Source organism: Bacteroides sp. 4_1_36 (assembly GCF_003466325.1).
In the GTDB taxonomy this organism is placed as follows: domain Bacteria; phylum Bacteroidota; class Bacteroidia; order Bacteroidales; family Bacteroidaceae; genus Bacteroides; species Bacteroides uniformis.
In genome coordinates, this window is the sequence record NZ_QSOX01000013.1 from 84,956 (window position 1) to 101,419 (window position 16,464).

Genomic DNA, 16,464 nt, shown 5'->3' on the forward strand with positions numbered 1-16,464 from the left:
GGGGGACTTCTTCTACAAACAATTAATCAGTTAGAAAAATCTAATTTTGTTTATCTGCATCAGACGACGAAGTTAGATTTTGATTCTTTATACGCTTTACCAACCTGCATTTTGTTCCATATTCGGATTCAAGCGGATCTCCTTTGCCGGAATAGGCAACAAATAATGTCTTTCCTTGAAACCATAACGCGTTTTATCCTTGTTATACTGAATGTATTCTACCGCTACATTATCCGGCTCATCTTTTCCTGCCTTATTTGACAAGATAGGTGTTCTTTCACCCTGATCCTTAAGCAAAGCCTCCGCATCTTTCCAACGGATAATATCCTGATAACGGGTATATTCAGAACAGAGTTCCAGTCTCTTTTCCAATTTAATGGCATCCAGGGTAGCTGTCTTAGCATCCAATCTTGCACGCTGACGCACCTCATTCAAGCAAGCATCAGCTTCGGATTGATTGCCATCCTTCAGGTTTGCTTCAGCTGCCAGTAACAAGACTTCAGCATAACGCATCCAACGATAGTTATTATATGAACACCAGAACCCAGCAGGAGATTCTACATTCGAGAAGCGACGTTTCCACATGAAATAACCTTCATTAATCAAACTCTGCCCTTTGGCAACCTTGACACCCAATTGAGTAATTTGGTCATAGGTTTTCATTGTCTGATTCAACCGATAACCATCTACACCCTCTTCCTGAACAAATGCATCATACAACTTTTTCTGAGGAACCATAAATCCCCATCCGGTACCATTAAACTGATTGTTAGAGCCAGACATATCCAACTTATCAGTGCGCCAATGATTCATCACCTCAAAGAAACTGAACTCATCCATGGAATTACTTGCATCAAAAATACGGTTACTTTCGAGCATACTTTCACAATTATACTCAGCCTTGTAGGTCAAGATATCCTCATAATTTCCATCATAAAGTTTATACTTACCGCTAGCTCTAACCTCATTCAAGACAACAGCAGCTTCATGGAATTTTTCTTGCCATAAATAAGCTTTACCCAATATAGCTTGTGCCAACTGCTTGGTAACACGCCATGTCGTTTTATCATCTACACTCTTCTTTTCCTCCAAGAGTCCTGAATTGATAGCTTCAGTCAGGTCCCGCTCTATCAACGCCCAAATATCAGCCTTAGGCGAACGAGCCAACTGATATTCGGATTTATCAAGTTCATGGTCTACCAATGGTACATCACCCCACATAGAAACTAAATCAAAATAAGCAAAAGCACGGAAGAACTTGGCTTCAGCACAAGCCTTCTTCTTCAAATCAGTATCAGGCTCAACACGTCCCAGAATCACATTCGCCTTATAAATAAGCTGATAGTAGCTTTCCCATACGCCTCCGATAAAACTTTGGTCTGAGCCAAATGAATATTCATTACAGCCTTCCAGCTCTGCATTGTCATTACGACCACCACCACCTGCCCAAACATCGTCCGAAAGGGCATTCTTCATCATCGTATAGTTATAGTATGTACCCTTGAGTTGTATATAAAGCGCATCAGCCGCTGCTTGAGCTTGTTCGTCAGTTTTATAATAAGTGGAAAAGTCCAATACACCTTTTTGAGGTATATCCAATTTGTCTTCACACGAAGTGCCAGCCAATATAAGGAGCGCTCCGAGCATTAAAGAATATCTTAATTTCATATGTTTTTCATTTTAATAAGTTCATAAAAATCAGAATGTCACACTCAAACCAAGAACAACCTTCTTTGAATTAGGATAACTACCTTTATCCACACCTAATGAATTTCCGACACCGGTAACTTCAGGGTCAAAACCAGGATAGTCTGTAAAAGTAAAGAAGTCCTCAAGTGAGCCATATATACGTAGATTTTCAATTGCTACCTTCTTAATCAGTTGCTTCGGGAAAGAATAACCTAACTGAATCTGTTTAATTTTAAAATAAGAACCGTCAAATACACAACCGGAAGAAGTCAGATACTTGGTATAATCTGTAGCGCCTGATGCAGGAGTCTTCCCATTGCGATTGCTTTCTGTCCAGCGGTTTTTTGTAAAATAAGTCAGCTGATTCAAATTGTAATCCACACGGTTCAAGCCACAGAACACATCGTTACCTTGAGAACCCGTACCAAACAAGATAAAATCAAATCCCTTCCAAGCTGCATTCAAGGTAATACCATAAGTATAGTCGGCAATTCCCTTACCAATTTCTGTCTTATCATTATCCGTAATACCTTCTACACCATCAATATCTCTAAAGATTGGCTCACCGGTTTTTGAATCCACACCCATGAAATCATAACCATAAAAATACCACGCGGGCTTACCTACCTCAAAACGAGTAATGGCTCCATAAGTCACATAAGTAGCCCCATCAATACTTGATAAAGACTCATGCATCTTGGTCACTTTATTCTTCAATGTAGCAACGTTGGCACGGACACCATAAGCAAAGTCACCAATACGATCTTGCCATCCCAGTTCCAATTCAAACCCCTTGTTCGTAATATTACCGGCATTAACTGGCGAGAAACTGTTACCTACTACAGTTGAAGCCTTAATGCCCGAAACAATCAGGTCTTTTGTCTTTTTATGGAAATAATCGGCTGTAACAGTCAAACGGCTATTCAAGAAACGGGCATCAATACCTATATTGGTTTGTTCAGAAGTTTCCCATTTAAGTCCGTCATTACCGGTAGCAGAGGGAGCATAACCATTGATGTAAGAGAAATTATTATTATCACCTACAGCCAAATGCCCGGTAGCACCAATTGATACATTCCATTTATAACCGCCCAATGATGCAGTAGAACCATTCTGTCCCCAACTGGCACGGAGCTTTAATTGTGACAGCCAGTCTTCAGTTCCTTTCATAAAATTTTCCTCCGAAAGAACCCAACCCAAAGAAACTGCCGGGAAATAGCCCCAACGTTTGTTCTTTGGCAACACAGAGAGGTCAGCAGCATCGGCACGCAGTGAGAACTGAGCCATGTACTTTCCGGCATAGTCATAATTCAAACGTCCGAAGTAAGATAATTTACGAGTATAGGTAGGCTCACCACCACTTACATCCTTTACAGCATCAGATGTAGCATAGGCAAAGTAGAAGAAATTAGGATCATTCTGCAAGAAACCCAAATGCGAAACTCTGTTAATCACATTTCCCCACATATCTGTAGTATCTTCATTATATCCCTTCTTACTTCCGCTAACGCCATAAGAACGGCTCTGACTATAAGAAGTTCCCAACATCAATGTTGCGTTGTGTTTGCCAAAAGAACGGGTGTAGTTCAAAAAGTTCTCCCACTGATAATAGGTTGGGCTATAATCCGAAGCCGAAACCTCCACCCAATCACGTTTAGCCTTGTCAGTATAGTAATAAGATTGCCCCACGCCATAAGAGGAAGTTGAAGCCAAACGATAAGAAAGACGAGAAGTAACGGTAAGCCCCTTGATAGGCATAAAATTCAAATAAGTAGAACCATTGATATTAAAGCCTCTGTTCTTGGTATAAGAGTTGTCACGCATGGCAAAAGGATTGATAGCTTCGGCATTGCCAGTGAAAGCTGATACACCATAAAGGTTGCCGTTTCCATCGCCCAACATATTCTTATGATCCTTATAGATGGTAGCCATATTCAACGGCAAGTCATCAATAGGATAAAGAGGCTTGGTCAGAGGGTCTAATTGTAATACAGAAAGCATCATGCTACCATACTCATTGCCCTCGGCTACGGACTGAGTTTTGTAGTGCTCAATCTGATTATTGGTACCTACCTCCAGCCAAGGTTTGATTTTCCAGCTGGCATTTACCATTCCCGTGAGTCGTTCATAAGTATCGGCATTGCCGACAATCATACCGTCGTTATCAAGGTGGGACAATGACAGATAGAAAGAACCTCTGTCGCTACCACCTTGGAAAGTCACATTATGACGTACCATCGAACTGTTTTCAAAAGCCTCATCGACCCAATCCGTATCGGTTTTTCCATCCCAATAGGTATCAAAAGCACTCTGGGTAAGCTTCTTGTTTTCCAAGAAGAATTCCTTATACTGCGCAGCATTCATTACTTCGGGTACTTTACCCAAACTCTGTGAAGTATATTGAAAATCGTATGTGATTTTACCGTTTCCTTTTCCTTTCTTTGTAGTAATCAATACTACACCGTTACCGGCAGCAGCGCCATAGATAGCTGCAGAAGCACCATCCTTCAAAACTTCCATAGACTCAATGTCATTAGGGTCAATACCACCAATATCGCTGGCAATACGTCCATCCACTACATACAGCGGATCGCAAGAGCCGTTAGAACTTATTCCACGGATACGCACCTGTGGAGAAGCACCCGGTTTAGCAGATGCACTGAGCACTTGCACACCAGCAGTTTTACCCTGCAATGCCTGCTCAGCACGGGTAATGGTACGTGCTTCCATATCTTCTGATTTTACCGAAGATACGGCACCGGTCAGTGAACTTTTCTTCTGCACGCCATAACCTACCACCACCACTTCATCCAGCGTTTTAGTGTCTTCTTTCAATATCACATTCATTACTCCTGCCACTGCTTTCTTTTCTTGTGTCAGGTAGCCGATGTAGGAATAGACAATCGTCGCTCCTTCTTTCACAGACAAAGAGTAGTTGCCGTCCATATCCGTAATGACACCGTTGGTAGTGCCTTTCTCAAAGATACTCACGCCAATCATCGGTTCATTCAGGTCGTCAGTAACCCTACCGTTCACCTTTATAGTCTGGGCTTGTGCCAGACTGAAAGGAAGACAGATCAATAGGAAGAGTGCCATAGCTGCAAGTCTCTTCCGAGCTGTTTGCTTCAGATTTTGTTTCATTTGATTAAATTAGATTTATGTTAATAATAAAAGGTTTCTTAAGAAAGTGTCAGAACCCACGTGTAGGAAATGCCATCACTACCTCCAGCAGTTCCTTGTCATGGTTATACTTCACTTGGCAATCGTTATTGAAAATCATCGTTGCTCCCTTTTCTGCGGTATAAGGTTCCCACTCGGGTAACCCTTCGGCATTGGGATTGCCCGTACGGGCAAAGTTCAACCACGCGCTGCTCATCTTTTCGCCCAAAGCTTGTGCTTCAGCGCCACCCCCGGTCATGGAAGCGTGGCGCACTACATTGTTGAAGGCAAAGGGAATGTCCATGCAGTGCGTGCTGCGAAACATGCCGTCAAGTACGGGCGATTCCCACGCGAACATGTACATATAGACCGGAGCACCCTGCTGCGCAGCTTTCAGTTTAGCCTGCTCCACAGCACCGGGACGGAACACGAAGTCCACATCCACCAAATCTTTAGGCTGATAGCCGGGGTAGGCTTTCTCGAAAGCGGTAAGGAACTCGTCCGTACGTTCGCCGTATTTCTTTTGCAGGAATTCCACCGCTTTTTCTTTGGTAATGGTACGAAAAGCGGGGACATAAGTACTCATGGTAAATTCGTGCAGAGTAGTGCCAATCATTACCGGAATGCCCTTGCTTTGTGCTGGAGCTTGAGGGTCGAAAGGCTGTACGGGCAGTACATCGCCGTCCACCGTAGGCGCCCAGCCAAAAATGAAGGAAGACACCCCCTCCTTCTCTGCCTCTGCACGCACTTTGGCTATCGCCTTGTCACCGGCGGCAAGCACCTTGTCATACGGCATCTTGCAGAGTTCGTCTATCTGCGAAGCCTTCAGACCAAGTTCTTCCATCACGGCACTGCCAATGCGACGAGAATACTTTTGCTCCATCGTGCGAAGCATAGATCCGCTTTGTACAATGGCTTTATGGAACAAGCCTCTCGCCGATGGCGTGGCAAGTAGCGTAGAGACCTTGCCTCCTCCACCGGATTGACCGAAAATGGTAACATTCCGAGCATCTCCACCGAAGGATTCTATATTCTTATTCACCCATTGCAGTGCCGCCACCAGATCAAGCAGTCCGGCATTGCCCGATTTTGCATATTTATCGCCATAGGCGGAAAGGTCGAGAAAACCCAGGACGTTGAGACGATGATTCAGCGTCACAACCACTGCATCCCCTTTCTTTGCCAGATTTGTTCCGTCATACGAGGGAAGCTCCTGACCACTGCCGGCGGAATAACCTCCACCATGCAGCCACACCATGACGGGGCGTTTCTTCCCGTCTTTCAGTCCCGGTGTCCAGATATTCACCCGCAGACAATTCTCGTCAGGATAACCGTCATCCCAGTTGAAGGCAAACGCCTGCTCGTCGCTGTACCATCCCATGCGCTTGCCTTGCGGACAAGTAGGGCCATAGGCACGGCTGCTGCGGACGCCTTCCCATTTATCAGCGGCCACGGGCGGCATAAAACGTTCGGCTTTGGCATATGGGATACCTTTATATATATAGATACCATTTTCCACATATCCGGCTACTTTTCCTGATTCGGTCTCGGCAATGGCGGTTGCCGAAGAAGCCGTAATCTCCCCCTCCTGCCCACAAGCAGATGCTTTCTCTATTTTAGCTGTCCCTCCGCACGAGGAAAGTAGGATGGCGGTGAATGCTAACACTGACAAGAATTGCTTTTTCATATTATGTATTAGTTTTATGTTTTTATGATTGCAATATTAGCACATTCTCCCCAGAAGGATTTTCTACGTTATCCAAACGGCTTTCCCCGATGTTCAAAACAGCTTTCTCCAATGTTCAAATGTTTGCAGATTTGTTCAAAACATGCTCTCCGGCAGTCTCTCTCTCAATTTTTATGAGTATTTTCGCATCGTAATGCAGAGATTCGTTGAACAAAACAAATGGATGACATGCCAATGCTTTTAGTCTACACTATATATTATGAAATACATTAAATACTTACTTCTATTGTGTTTAATCACCGCGTGCAATCCGTCGGACACAAAGCCCACACCGGAAGGCAGCATCGAAAGCCCCGTCATCACCAATGACCTCTCCAATCAGAAGGTCACCGCCTTTGCCGAAGATGCACAAGGACACATTTGGATAGGAACTTCACGAGGGGTAAACAAATATAATGTACACGAATATCATCAGTATTACTGTACGGATGACTCGCTGGATATACCCGATAATCAAATCAACGACCTCTTCCGTGATTCACAAGGCCGGTTGTGGGTAGTCACCGTAAATGGAACCAGCCTATACACAGACAAAGATAATTTCCAAAATATCCCACTGGACTTCCCCAATAAAAACGGCATCCAAATACTCGAGAACAAAGACGGAAAGATTTTTCTGAACATGATGCACAACCTTGCCGTATATAATCCACAAACACACAAATTTGACGTACCCATCAAGATATTTGACCCAAACTATACCTTCAACAACCGCTGCTTCATAGACCAGAGCAACAAACTGTGGGCAGTGACCCCACTGTCTCTGCGCCGCTACAACTCCTCCACACTAGCGCTGGAAGACTCCATTCCAATGCAAGGCATTTTTCCCACCCACTTCTTCATGCACACCAACGGAATCCTATGGCTGGCGGGAAACCGCCAGATAACATTGTTCGACACACATACGCACAAATTCAAGGAAACACCCCAAGCCCTTCGGAGCCATCCGTTGCTGCTGCATGCCAACGTCAACTACATCCACCCTTACGGCAGCAACAGCCTGCTGCTGAATACCGACCAACAAGGAATGTTTCTCTACAACTACGTGGAAGGATACGTGATACATCAGAGCGAAAACGGTTTTCCCTTCGAAGTGCCTCACTTCAAGATAAGCACCATGTTTACCGACTCACAGAAAAACCTGTGGATAGGCTCTGTAGACCAAGGCTATGTCGTGCGTTACAACTATAAAGAACGTTTCAACACCAATAATCATCTCAGCTCATACCTGAACCGAAAGTCAGTGCTGTCCGTGGCAGTGGACAAGGAGCGAAATCTCTGGATGGCCACCATGATAGACGGGCTGTACGTTTACAACATGGACAGCCACGAAGTGAAAGAAGTGGACTCGGCTGGACTTCCGGGAAAAAGCGCTACCGACAAACCGGACATCACACGCGTATTCGTAGATGATGAGGGCTACATCTGGCTGGCGGCCCTCTATGCGAGCAAGGTGATGAAATGCAGCTATAAAAACGGCATACTGAAGACAGAGTCTATTCATGACATCTTCCTACCACTGTCGTTTGCACAAGATCGTTGTGGAACAATTTGGGTGGGTACATACAGCCCTAAACTTTATGCCAAAAAGCGTAAAGAAAAAGAATTTGTCCAAACAAAAGTATTTTCCTGGACGGGAACCTTCATACCCGGACTCCTTCCACGCAACAACGGAAAGATGTGGACCACTGCCTTCATGAACCCAGTCATGCAAATCAATCCCGACAATTGGGAAAGCGCTGAAGTACCATTCGAGAACACCGACTGGCAAGCTTGTATCCAACGTTCAGTATTCATCCCTACCGACATCTTCGAAGACAGTCGTGGAGATGTATGGATTGGGACCGTCAGCAACGGACTGCTGCACTATTCTGCCGCCACCGGAAAAATCGAGACCATAGAGGGTACACCCTGCCGGGACATCTCTTGCATTGAGGAAGATGCACAAGGCAATATATGGGCAGGCACACAATACGGGCTGGGCAAATATGACCGCACCGTAGGGAAATTTACCAACTACTATGCCGCCGACGGCATAGGCGGCAATCAGTTTTACGACCGTTCTTCATGCCGCCTGCCCGACGGGACACTTGTTTTTGGCGGTACGCACGGGCTGACTTTCTTCAACCCTATGGACGTAAGTACCAAACGGGAAATTCCACTGCTCTTCGAGGATTTGAAGATACACAACCGGTTGGCACGCCCACAAGACAGCGAAAGTATAGACAAGCACCTCTCCTACCGACCGGACATCTGCCTGGACCACAATCAGAATGGTTTCAGCATCTCCTTTGCCGCACTGGACTACTGCGAATATGAACGCGTACATTATTATTACAAGATGGACGGTTTCGACAAATATTGGATTGATGCCCGCAACAACCGCGAGGCCTACTATGCCAATCTGCCTGCCGGTACCTACACCTTCAAAGTTAAAATAACCAATAACGACAAGAGCATTGTAGAAAGGGAGAATTCCATACGCGTCATCGTAAAGCCCGCCCCTTGGCAAACGTGGTGGGCATGGTGTATCTATCTGCTTATTGCCGCCGCCATCATCGGTATCTTCATCCGTGCCTGGCTACGTATCAAGCAGGAAAAAGAAACCACCCGGCGTGCCAAACTTGAGAAGGAGCAGGAACAACGGGTGAACCGCATGAACATGAGTTTCTTTGCCAACATCTCGCACGAGTTCCGCACCCCGCTCACCATGATTTCGGGCCCGGTGACACAACTTTGCGAAAGTCCCAAGATAGAGGGAGAAAACAAACAACTGCTTTACATCGTACAACGCAGTGTGGGGCGCATGCTCCGTCTGGTGAACCAGCTGATGGACTTCAACAAACTGGAGAATGACACCCTGAAGCTGCGAGTGAAACGGACTGACATCATCTCGCAACTGCAACGCTTTGTAGATATTTTCCGCATCAACGCCAACGAGAAAGGCATCGCACTGAACACTTATGGCCTGGAGGATACTTTCCTCATGTGGCTGGACGTGGACAAGCTGGACAAGATTGTAGGAAACCTGCTTTCAAACGCCTTGAAGTTCACTCCGAACGGTGGGAAAGTGGAACTGTGCTTCGACGTCATTACCCGCGAAGAGGCTGCGCGTCTCTTTACGCTGACCGACAAAGACATCGACACGCAATACGTCAAAGTTGCCGTGGCCGACAGCGGGAACGGAATCCCCGAGGAACAGTTGGAGAAGGTATTCGAACGCTACTACCAACTGGACAATCAATCCAAAGGCACCTATAACTGGGGAACCGGCATCGGCTTGTACTACGCCCGCAGCCTGGCGCTGCTGCATCACGGCTACCTGAAAGCCGGTAACCGTACCGAAGGAAGCGGAGCCGTCTTCACCCTGCTGCTGCCGGTGAATGACCTCTCCTATACCCCCGAAGAATGTACCCTCCCCGAAGAAGAACAGAACAAGGCGTTTCCGATACAAACGGAAGAACAGTATCAACTGGAAAACACAGAGAGCATCCGGCAACAAAAGCAAACCCTGCTGGTGGTAGACGATGATACGGAAGTGGCCCACTACCTGAAGGCCCTGCTTTCTCCCGTCTACAACGTTGTCTGCCGCTTCGATGCCGACAGCGCCTTCAAAGCCATGAGCGAAGAAGCTCCCGACCTCGTACTGAGCGATGTAGTGATGCCCGGAAGAAACGGTTACGACCTCTGCCGACAGATAAAGGAAGACTTGCAACTATGCCACATCCCCGTGATACTGGTAACAGCCAAAGCTACTGTAGAGAACCAGGTGGAAGGTCTGAATACCGGTGCAGATGCCTACGTAACGAAACCTTTCGAGCCCAACTACCTGCTGGCGCTTATCAAATCCCAGCTGAAGAACCGTGAGAAAGTGCGCAGTCTCCTGAGCCGTTCCACCCAAACGGATGAGATTGAGGAGAACGTGCTCTCCCCGCAAGACAACACCTTCATGACCGAACTTTACCACCTGATGGAAAACGAACTCTCCAATCCGGAACTGGACGTGGCGCGCATGACCGAGCTGCTGAAAATCTCCCGCACCAAATTCTATTACAAGGTAAAGGGGCTGACGGGTGAGAACCCCAGCGTATTCTTCAAGACCTACAAGCTGAACCGTGCCGCCAAATTGATAAAGGAAGGGAAATATACCATCTCAGAGATAGCGGACATGACGGGATTCAGTACACTGTCCCATTTCTCGACCAGCTTCAAGAAACAATTCGGGGCGACGCCGAGCGAATACAGCAAGTAAAAAACCAGTCGGTTCAAATTTATTCATTACATTTGTACCATTCTTAAAAAAACTTTTTATCCATGGCACACCGACTGAATACCAACAAGCAGTTTATGATAGGCAACGGCATCCTTGCTTTCGCCGTGATTTTTGTAGTTGTCATCTTTGTCTACATGAGCATGAGGCTGCAACAACGGAAAGAAGGAGAACGCAACTTCATCGAGACATACACCATCACACTGACGAAAGGATTTGCCGGAGATTCCACTTCCATATTCATCAACGACAGCCTGCTGGTGAACCGCACCATTGCAGAAGAACCTTTCACCATCGAAGTGAAACGCTTTGCCGAGCAAAACGCACTCATGATTGTAAACAATGCAACTGAAAAGCTTTCCTTATTTGAGCTAAGCGAAAAAGGGGGCGAATACCGGTTCGAGAAGGAAGGGGAAGAGGTGAAGCAGCTGGCAAAAAATTAGGGATAAAAAGTTGTGAAGCATTTTGCTCTCATATTTCGGAGTCAACAAGCTTTTTCCTGGCTTACCAACAGCCACTACAAAGACATCACATAACTTTTGCAGTGCTACTGCAAAGACATTACACAACTCCTGCAGTGACACTGCAGCGATACTGCATACCTTTTGCAGCGTTACTGCAAAACAGTTGCAGTGTCACTGCAAAGGTATTGCAGCAGCACTGCAAAAGGAGTGCAGTGACAGTGCAAGAGGTATGCAGTAGTTTTGCAGTATCACTGTCTGTAAAACAAGGAACTACTTACCGTCCATACTAATCTCTAACCATTTATTTTCGTTTGATATTTCCGAAGCTCCGCTCTCAATGCTTGTGCCTTTCCATCAGTCATCCGGTCGAGCAAATCCCAGAAACACTCCCCGTGATTCATCTCGCGGGTATGTGCCAGTTCGTGCAGTAGCACGTAGTCTATCAGATGCTTGGGAAGAAGTACCAGATAATAGGAAAGGTTGATATTGCCTTGTGCCGAACAGCTTCCCCAACGCCCGCTGCTGGAATTTATCTTCACACTCTTGTAAGGAAGGTTGTGCTGCATGGAAAGCATATACAGACGGGGCGGAAGAACAATTTTCGCATTTCGCCGTAAAGCTTCCTCAATTACATTGCGCAGCCAAGCCTGCAGCTTCTCATCCGAGAAATCGGCATCAGGAGGACAGATTATCTGCATTTCCCCCAATTCCGAACGGGACAAGAACCGTTCCCGTTGTCCGCTGACCAATGTCAGTTTAAAGAACTCCGTATCAATGCGGTAATCCAAATCAATCAGCTTTCTGACCTGCTTCTGTATGGCAGCCTTCAGACGCGGACGAAGCTGCTCGATGGCATTCTCTATCTCGGCAAGGGAAGTCCGGGGAGGCACAGTCACGTAAATTCCGTCCTCCTTTGTACGGAAAGTGAGGCGCCGTGCCCGGGCATTGACCCGGACAAACAAAGGACCAAGCTCTTTATCTTCTATAATGCGGTTTACTGTCATAAATCAAAGCCTCTCCCATAGGAAAGGGGCGGGAAGAGGCTTTGCAAATGAACAAAGAATCGTCCAAAAACGCAAGCAAATACCTGACAAAAGCGGACGGAGTGTCCGATAATGAACACTACACAAAAGCGACTATCCTTTAATAATCAACATTTTACACTTATGGCACAATAATTGATTAAAGTATGATGACCGAGCGTCCTTTGAAAAAAGCATTTTTATATGCAACTTTTTCAAGGCAGATCACGTCTAACTAATAAATACTGAATCACAAAAAACAAAAGAATATGAAAGCTCTAACAACATTTATCGCAATCGCCTTATTGGCATTCAGTACAACCGCTTGTTCACAACAACACACATACCGTTCCGGAGGCTTCGGCAGCAAGACGGTCAAGGCAAGCAAGAATTATGTAACCAAAGACATAAAAGTGGACAACTTCACCAAGCTGAGTGTAGCCGGCAGCCCCGACGTGACCTACACGCAGAAGTCCGGCAAACCGACAGTGGAAGTATACACCTCGGACAACATTGTAGACTTACTGGATATCCGTGTCAAGGACAATACCCTCTACATCGGCTTCAAGAAGAACGTCAGCGTATCCTATAATAAACTGGAAGTACGTGTGTCCGCAGAAAAGCTGAACGGCATTGCCGTGGCAGGTTCGGGAGACGTGGAACTGAAAAACGGACTGAAGACGGATGACATCAAAATCTCTGTGGCTGGTTCGGGTGACATCAGTGGAAACAACATCTCCTGCACAGACCTCGATATTTCCATCGCAGGCTCGGGAGACATCAATAGCAGCAACATCACTTGCAATGACCTCCAAGTATCCGTTGCAGGTTCAGGTGACATGAAGCTGAATAACGTAACCGCCAACTTCACCAGAGCATCCGTTGCCGGTTCGGGTACCGCCATCCTGAGCGGCAGTACCCAAGAAGCTGAATACAGCGTGGCAGGTTCGGGTGATTTGCTTGCTTCCGATTTCGTTGCCAAGAAAGCATCTGCCAGTGTTGCCGGTTCAGGCGACATCAAGTGCCATGCCACAGATTTCCTGAAAGTACGCACCAGCGGAAGCGGCAGTGTAGGCTACAAGGGTAATCCGGAACTGGACTATCCCAAGAAAGGACTGTATAAACTCTAACATAGAAAACATAGATTCTCAGATTGATGACTATAAACCTAAACTAAATTCTCTCTCAAATAATTACCTGCAAAAAGAACGAAGGACTCCCGCGAGGAAGCCCTTCGTTCTTTTATCACCCCACACCTCCGAAGCACGGGAACAGTTGTCATTTATCTATATTCAGAATGCCCGATTCATTGTCGCTGTTATTGATGCGTCTGCCGGATGATTTGTAACGCTTACCAAACTCGAAGTTATAACTCAGCTTGATAACCGCCATCTGTCCTATTTCTTTCGCATGACTCCACGAGGTATAGGGCGCCACTTTGCTCACCCGTTCCTTGCCCGTCTTGTAGTTGTTGGTGAACGGGAACATCATCCCTGCTCCTAATTGCAGCCGCTTGTGGGTATAAGTGGCTAAAACAGCAGCCTGGTTTTCACCCTTATAAATCGTTTCGCCCATCAGCTCGTTCGCCCTTTTACTGAATTGTCCCAACAGAGAGAACTGCTTATAATTGAACACGGCACCCAGGTTGTAATAGAAATCATTATACGTATGGGTATAGGTATTGCCGTTAGACCAGTAACGTGTAAATCCACCATCTATACTCAGCGTCAGGAAATTCTTCAGACTACCAATGTTCAGTCCGCGGAATGTGAAAGAAGGGCCAAAGCGCAGAAACTGTGCAGAACGCTGGTTCTCGTTCATCGAAACCAACTTGTCTCCCTCGGCAAACACACTCTCCATGATGATATTCTTGTGATAGCCATGTGTCACATTCAGCATGAAGACGAACTTCTTCTTCATATAGGAATAGTTCAACGTATTGTTGAAAACGCTGTAAGTCTCCAATGCCGGGTTACCGCGTACTATCTGGATGGTATCTATCGCCTGCTCCACATTGGTCAATGCACTGAGCGAAGGAATCTTGGGTTCGACATTGAACCGATAGTTGATGTTGCCGTTCTTGTGCGGAGAGAAGTTCAGACGGACAGTGGGAGTAAAGGTATAGTAGGTATGTTCCTCCCCTCCTTCCTTGAAATAAGAGCGGGTCAGTCCGGCACTCACACCATAGCTCACTTTCCTGATATTACCCTGCACCTCGGCAAACGCCGCTGTCTTTGCCTGGTTCATTTCCGATACGACGGGTGAAGAGCCTGCATACTCGTTCCTGGCATACATCTGGTAGTGGCGCAATCCGGCGCTGAATACGAGGAACTTGAAACGCTTGTCGTAGATGGCTTCACCGATAATGGAACGCTTATTCCCCGTCACATCTGTTTCAATCATCGCCAGGTCTTCGGCTTGAGGCGTATATTCGTGGTAGAGCCTATTATTGTCGGTGTGCATCAGCGTACCGGTCACGCTCATCGTAAGCATCTGATTCTTCGGTAATGTACGCTGGTAATAAAGGTCGAGCGAAGGAGTGTAGCTGGACTGCTTGTTCTTCAGTCTGGAGAAGATATAGTTATCGGCATCCGCAGCATCATACAACTTGTTCGACTGGTTCAGGCAAGGGGCATCATAGACACTGTTGCGGAACACGACGTTGAATACGTACTTATCCTGCTCCGTCAGATTGTAAGAGAGGTCGATATTGTGGGTAAAGTGCTTGTTTTGGTCGTGAAGCCCCTCCTGCACACGATGTATCGTCTTATTTTCCAACACATATGTCTCGTCTATATCCGTATATGTTTTTTTGAAGTTACGGGCAGACAAGTTATAGAACAATCCCCATTGTGACTTGTTATGATTGAACTTTGCCACCACATTGTCCTCGCTAAACAACATGTGGGGAGCATTAGTGGCTTGTATATTGACCAGTCCACCCGTTTCGCGGCGGCGGACAATGATGTCCACCACAGCGCCCAGGCTGCTGTCGCCATAGCGCTCTCCCGGATTTTCGATGAATTCTATTCTTACAATCTCCTTGGGCAGGAGGGCTGCCACTTCGGTGGAGGTAGCCACAATACCGTTGATACGTGTCTGTACGCTGCCGCCATTGGCTTCCAGGCCTTTACCAAGAGCATCCACCTTCAAGTGCGGAATGGCAAGGTTCAGCATCAGGTCGTAGGGATTATAGGAATTCTTCATGGCAGTAGCGGTGGGTACTACAACCATGCGGTCTACCTTCTGCGTGATATTGCTGCCCGATATTACCACCTCGTCCAGTGCTACCGACTGTTCTTTCAAGATAATGTCTCCCATCTGCACAGTGCCTTGGGGAGTCCTGATGACAATCTGTTCGCCGACGTAACCGATATAAGAGAGTCTTAACAGGAAATCCGAACCGGCAGTGGCTCTCAAAGCAAATTTACCTTTGCCATCAGTGGTGCTTTCCGTAACGAATGAAGAGTCGGGCAAGGAAATCAGGGCTACATTGACAAATTCCACCGGACGGTTCTGTTCATCTACAATTGTACCGTTTACTTTCACTGTTTGTGCCGCTGCGGCAAAGCTACCCAACAGGCATACGATAGCTATAACAAGAATCTTTTTCATAAATGCCGGTGTTTAGAGTTTGTCTTTTAAAGCTGACTCGATGATTGCCTTTATCTCTTCTGACGAAAGAGTTTCTTTATTGGTCCACTCCTTGTCTCTCTCCTCCGAGATATCCAATACGGAATCGCAATGTTCCGACATCAGCAGAAAGAGCATTTTCTCTGAAGTTTCGCCCGACGCGCTTATTACCTCATAGTGCACTTCGGCATACTTGCAAAATTTGCCGTCTACGTTACGACCACATTTACGCTCCAGGTATCCGTAACGGAATTTCTCACCTTCGCCTAACTGCGACTTAACATATTCCTTAGTTGCCGACTTTATTTTATACTGGTCGCTTCCGGGGAAGTAACATGAAGTAAGAGATACAAGTGCGAAACACGCTGCGATTGCCATTGTTCTGAATGTACTTTTCATAAGACTTTCTGTTTTTTGATTTGATGCAAAGTTAAGGCAAGAAGTCTCTTAACTCCTACTAAATCGCACTATTAAAAGTCT

9 protein-coding genes are annotated in these 16,464 nt (G+C 46.3%); 3 read left to right on the forward strand and 6 right to left on the reverse strand.

Annotated features, from left to right (window positions below; translation table 11 throughout):
- Positions 1-96 precede the first annotated feature (96 nt).
- The 3 genes from DXD65_RS13340 to DXD65_RS13350 are packed head-to-tail and all read right to left on the reverse strand — an operon-like array spanning position 97 to position 6,535.
- The gene (locus DXD65_RS13340) at positions 97-1,647 is read right to left on the reverse strand and encodes a RagB/SusD family nutrient uptake outer membrane protein (protein ID WP_005825857.1); all 1,551 of its coding nucleotides are present in this window, start codon (positions 1,645-1,647) and stop codon (positions 97-99) included.
- Positions 1,648-1,698: 51 nt separating this feature from the next.
- Positions 1,699-4,830 carry a SusC/RagA family TonB-linked outer membrane protein gene (locus DXD65_RS13345; protein WP_005825858.1) on the reverse strand — a complete coding sequence of 1,044 codons (3,132 nt, stop codon included), beginning with the start codon at positions 4,828-4,830 and terminating at the stop codon, positions 1,699-1,701.
- Positions 4,831-4,879: 49 nt separating this feature from the next.
- Positions 4,880-6,535 (reverse strand): carboxylesterase/lipase family protein, encoded by a 1,656-nt coding sequence (locus tag DXD65_RS13350; RefSeq protein WP_117887720.1) that lies wholly within the window; start codon positions 6,533-6,535, stop codon positions 4,880-4,882.
- Positions 6,536-6,794: 259 nt separating this feature from the next.
- Between DXD65_RS13350 and DXD65_RS13355 the strand changes: the two genes are divergently transcribed.
- On the forward strand, positions 6,795-10,847 hold the full coding sequence (locus DXD65_RS13355; RefSeq protein WP_005825860.1) for a hybrid sensor histidine kinase/response regulator transcription factor: 4,053 nt from the start codon (positions 6,795-6,797) through the stop codon (positions 10,845-10,847).
- Between the two features lie 62 nt (positions 10,848-10,909).
- Complete coding sequence (locus tag DXD65_RS13360; protein WP_005825862.1) at positions 10,910-11,308, forward strand: hypothetical protein; 399 nt, start codon at positions 10,910-10,912, stop codon at positions 11,306-11,308.
- 314 nt (positions 11,309-11,622) lie between these two features.
- On the opposite strand, the gene DXD65_RS13365 is transcribed toward DXD65_RS13360, so the two are convergent.
- On the reverse strand, positions 11,623-12,333 hold the full coding sequence (locus DXD65_RS13365; RefSeq protein ID WP_117887721.1) for a SprT family zinc-dependent metalloprotease: 711 nt from the start codon (positions 12,331-12,333) through the stop codon (positions 11,623-11,625).
- Between the two features lie 287 nt (positions 12,334-12,620).
- Between DXD65_RS13365 and DXD65_RS13370 the strand changes: the two genes are divergently transcribed.
- Positions 12,621-13,481 carry a head GIN domain-containing protein gene (locus tag DXD65_RS13370; RefSeq protein ID WP_009037381.1) on the forward strand — a complete coding sequence of 287 codons (861 nt, stop codon included), beginning with the start codon at positions 12,621-12,623 and terminating at the stop codon, positions 13,479-13,481.
- Between the two features lie 148 nt (positions 13,482-13,629).
- On the opposite strand, the gene DXD65_RS13375 is transcribed toward DXD65_RS13370, so the two are convergent.
- On the reverse strand, positions 13,630-15,966 hold the full coding sequence (locus DXD65_RS13375) for a carboxypeptidase-like regulatory domain-containing protein (RefSeq protein ID WP_009037382.1): 2,337 nt from the start codon (positions 15,964-15,966) through the stop codon (positions 13,630-13,632).
- Between the two features lie 12 nt (positions 15,967-15,978).
- Complete coding sequence (locus DXD65_RS13380) at positions 15,979-16,383, reverse strand: hypothetical protein (protein WP_005825870.1); 405 nt, start codon at positions 16,381-16,383, stop codon at positions 15,979-15,981.
- Between the last annotated feature and the right edge of the window lie 81 nt (positions 16,384-16,464).

Coding starts and splice junctions, on each gene's coding strand:
- DXD65_RS13340 (WP_005825857.1), bottom strand. CDS start 1,647: ATGCTCGGAGCGCTCCTTATATTGGCTGGCACTTCGTGTGAAGACAAA.
- DXD65_RS13345 (WP_005825858.1), bottom strand. CDS start 4,830: ATGAAACAAAATCTGAAGCAAACAGCTCGGAAGAGACTTGCAGCTATG.
- DXD65_RS13350 (WP_117887720.1), bottom strand. CDS start 6,535: ATGAAAAAGCAATTCTTGTCAGTGTTAGCATTCACCGCCATCCTACTT.
- DXD65_RS13355 (WP_005825860.1), top strand. CDS start 6,795: ATGAAATACATTAAATACTTACTTCTATTGTGTTTAATCACCGCGTGC.
- DXD65_RS13360 (WP_005825862.1), top strand. CDS start 10,910: ATGGCACACCGACTGAATACCAACAAGCAGTTTATGATAGGCAACGGC.
- DXD65_RS13365 (WP_117887721.1), bottom strand. CDS start 12,333: ATGACAGTAAACCGCATTATAGAAGATAAAGAGCTTGGTCCTTTGTTT.
- DXD65_RS13370 (WP_009037381.1), top strand. CDS start 12,621: ATGAAAGCTCTAACAACATTTATCGCAATCGCCTTATTGGCATTCAGT.
- DXD65_RS13375 (WP_009037382.1), bottom strand. CDS start 15,966: ATGAAAAAGATTCTTGTTATAGCTATCGTATGCCTGTTGGGTAGCTTT.
- DXD65_RS13380 (WP_005825870.1), bottom strand. CDS start 16,383: ATGAAAAGTACATTCAGAACAATGGCAATCGCAGCGTGTTTCGCACTT.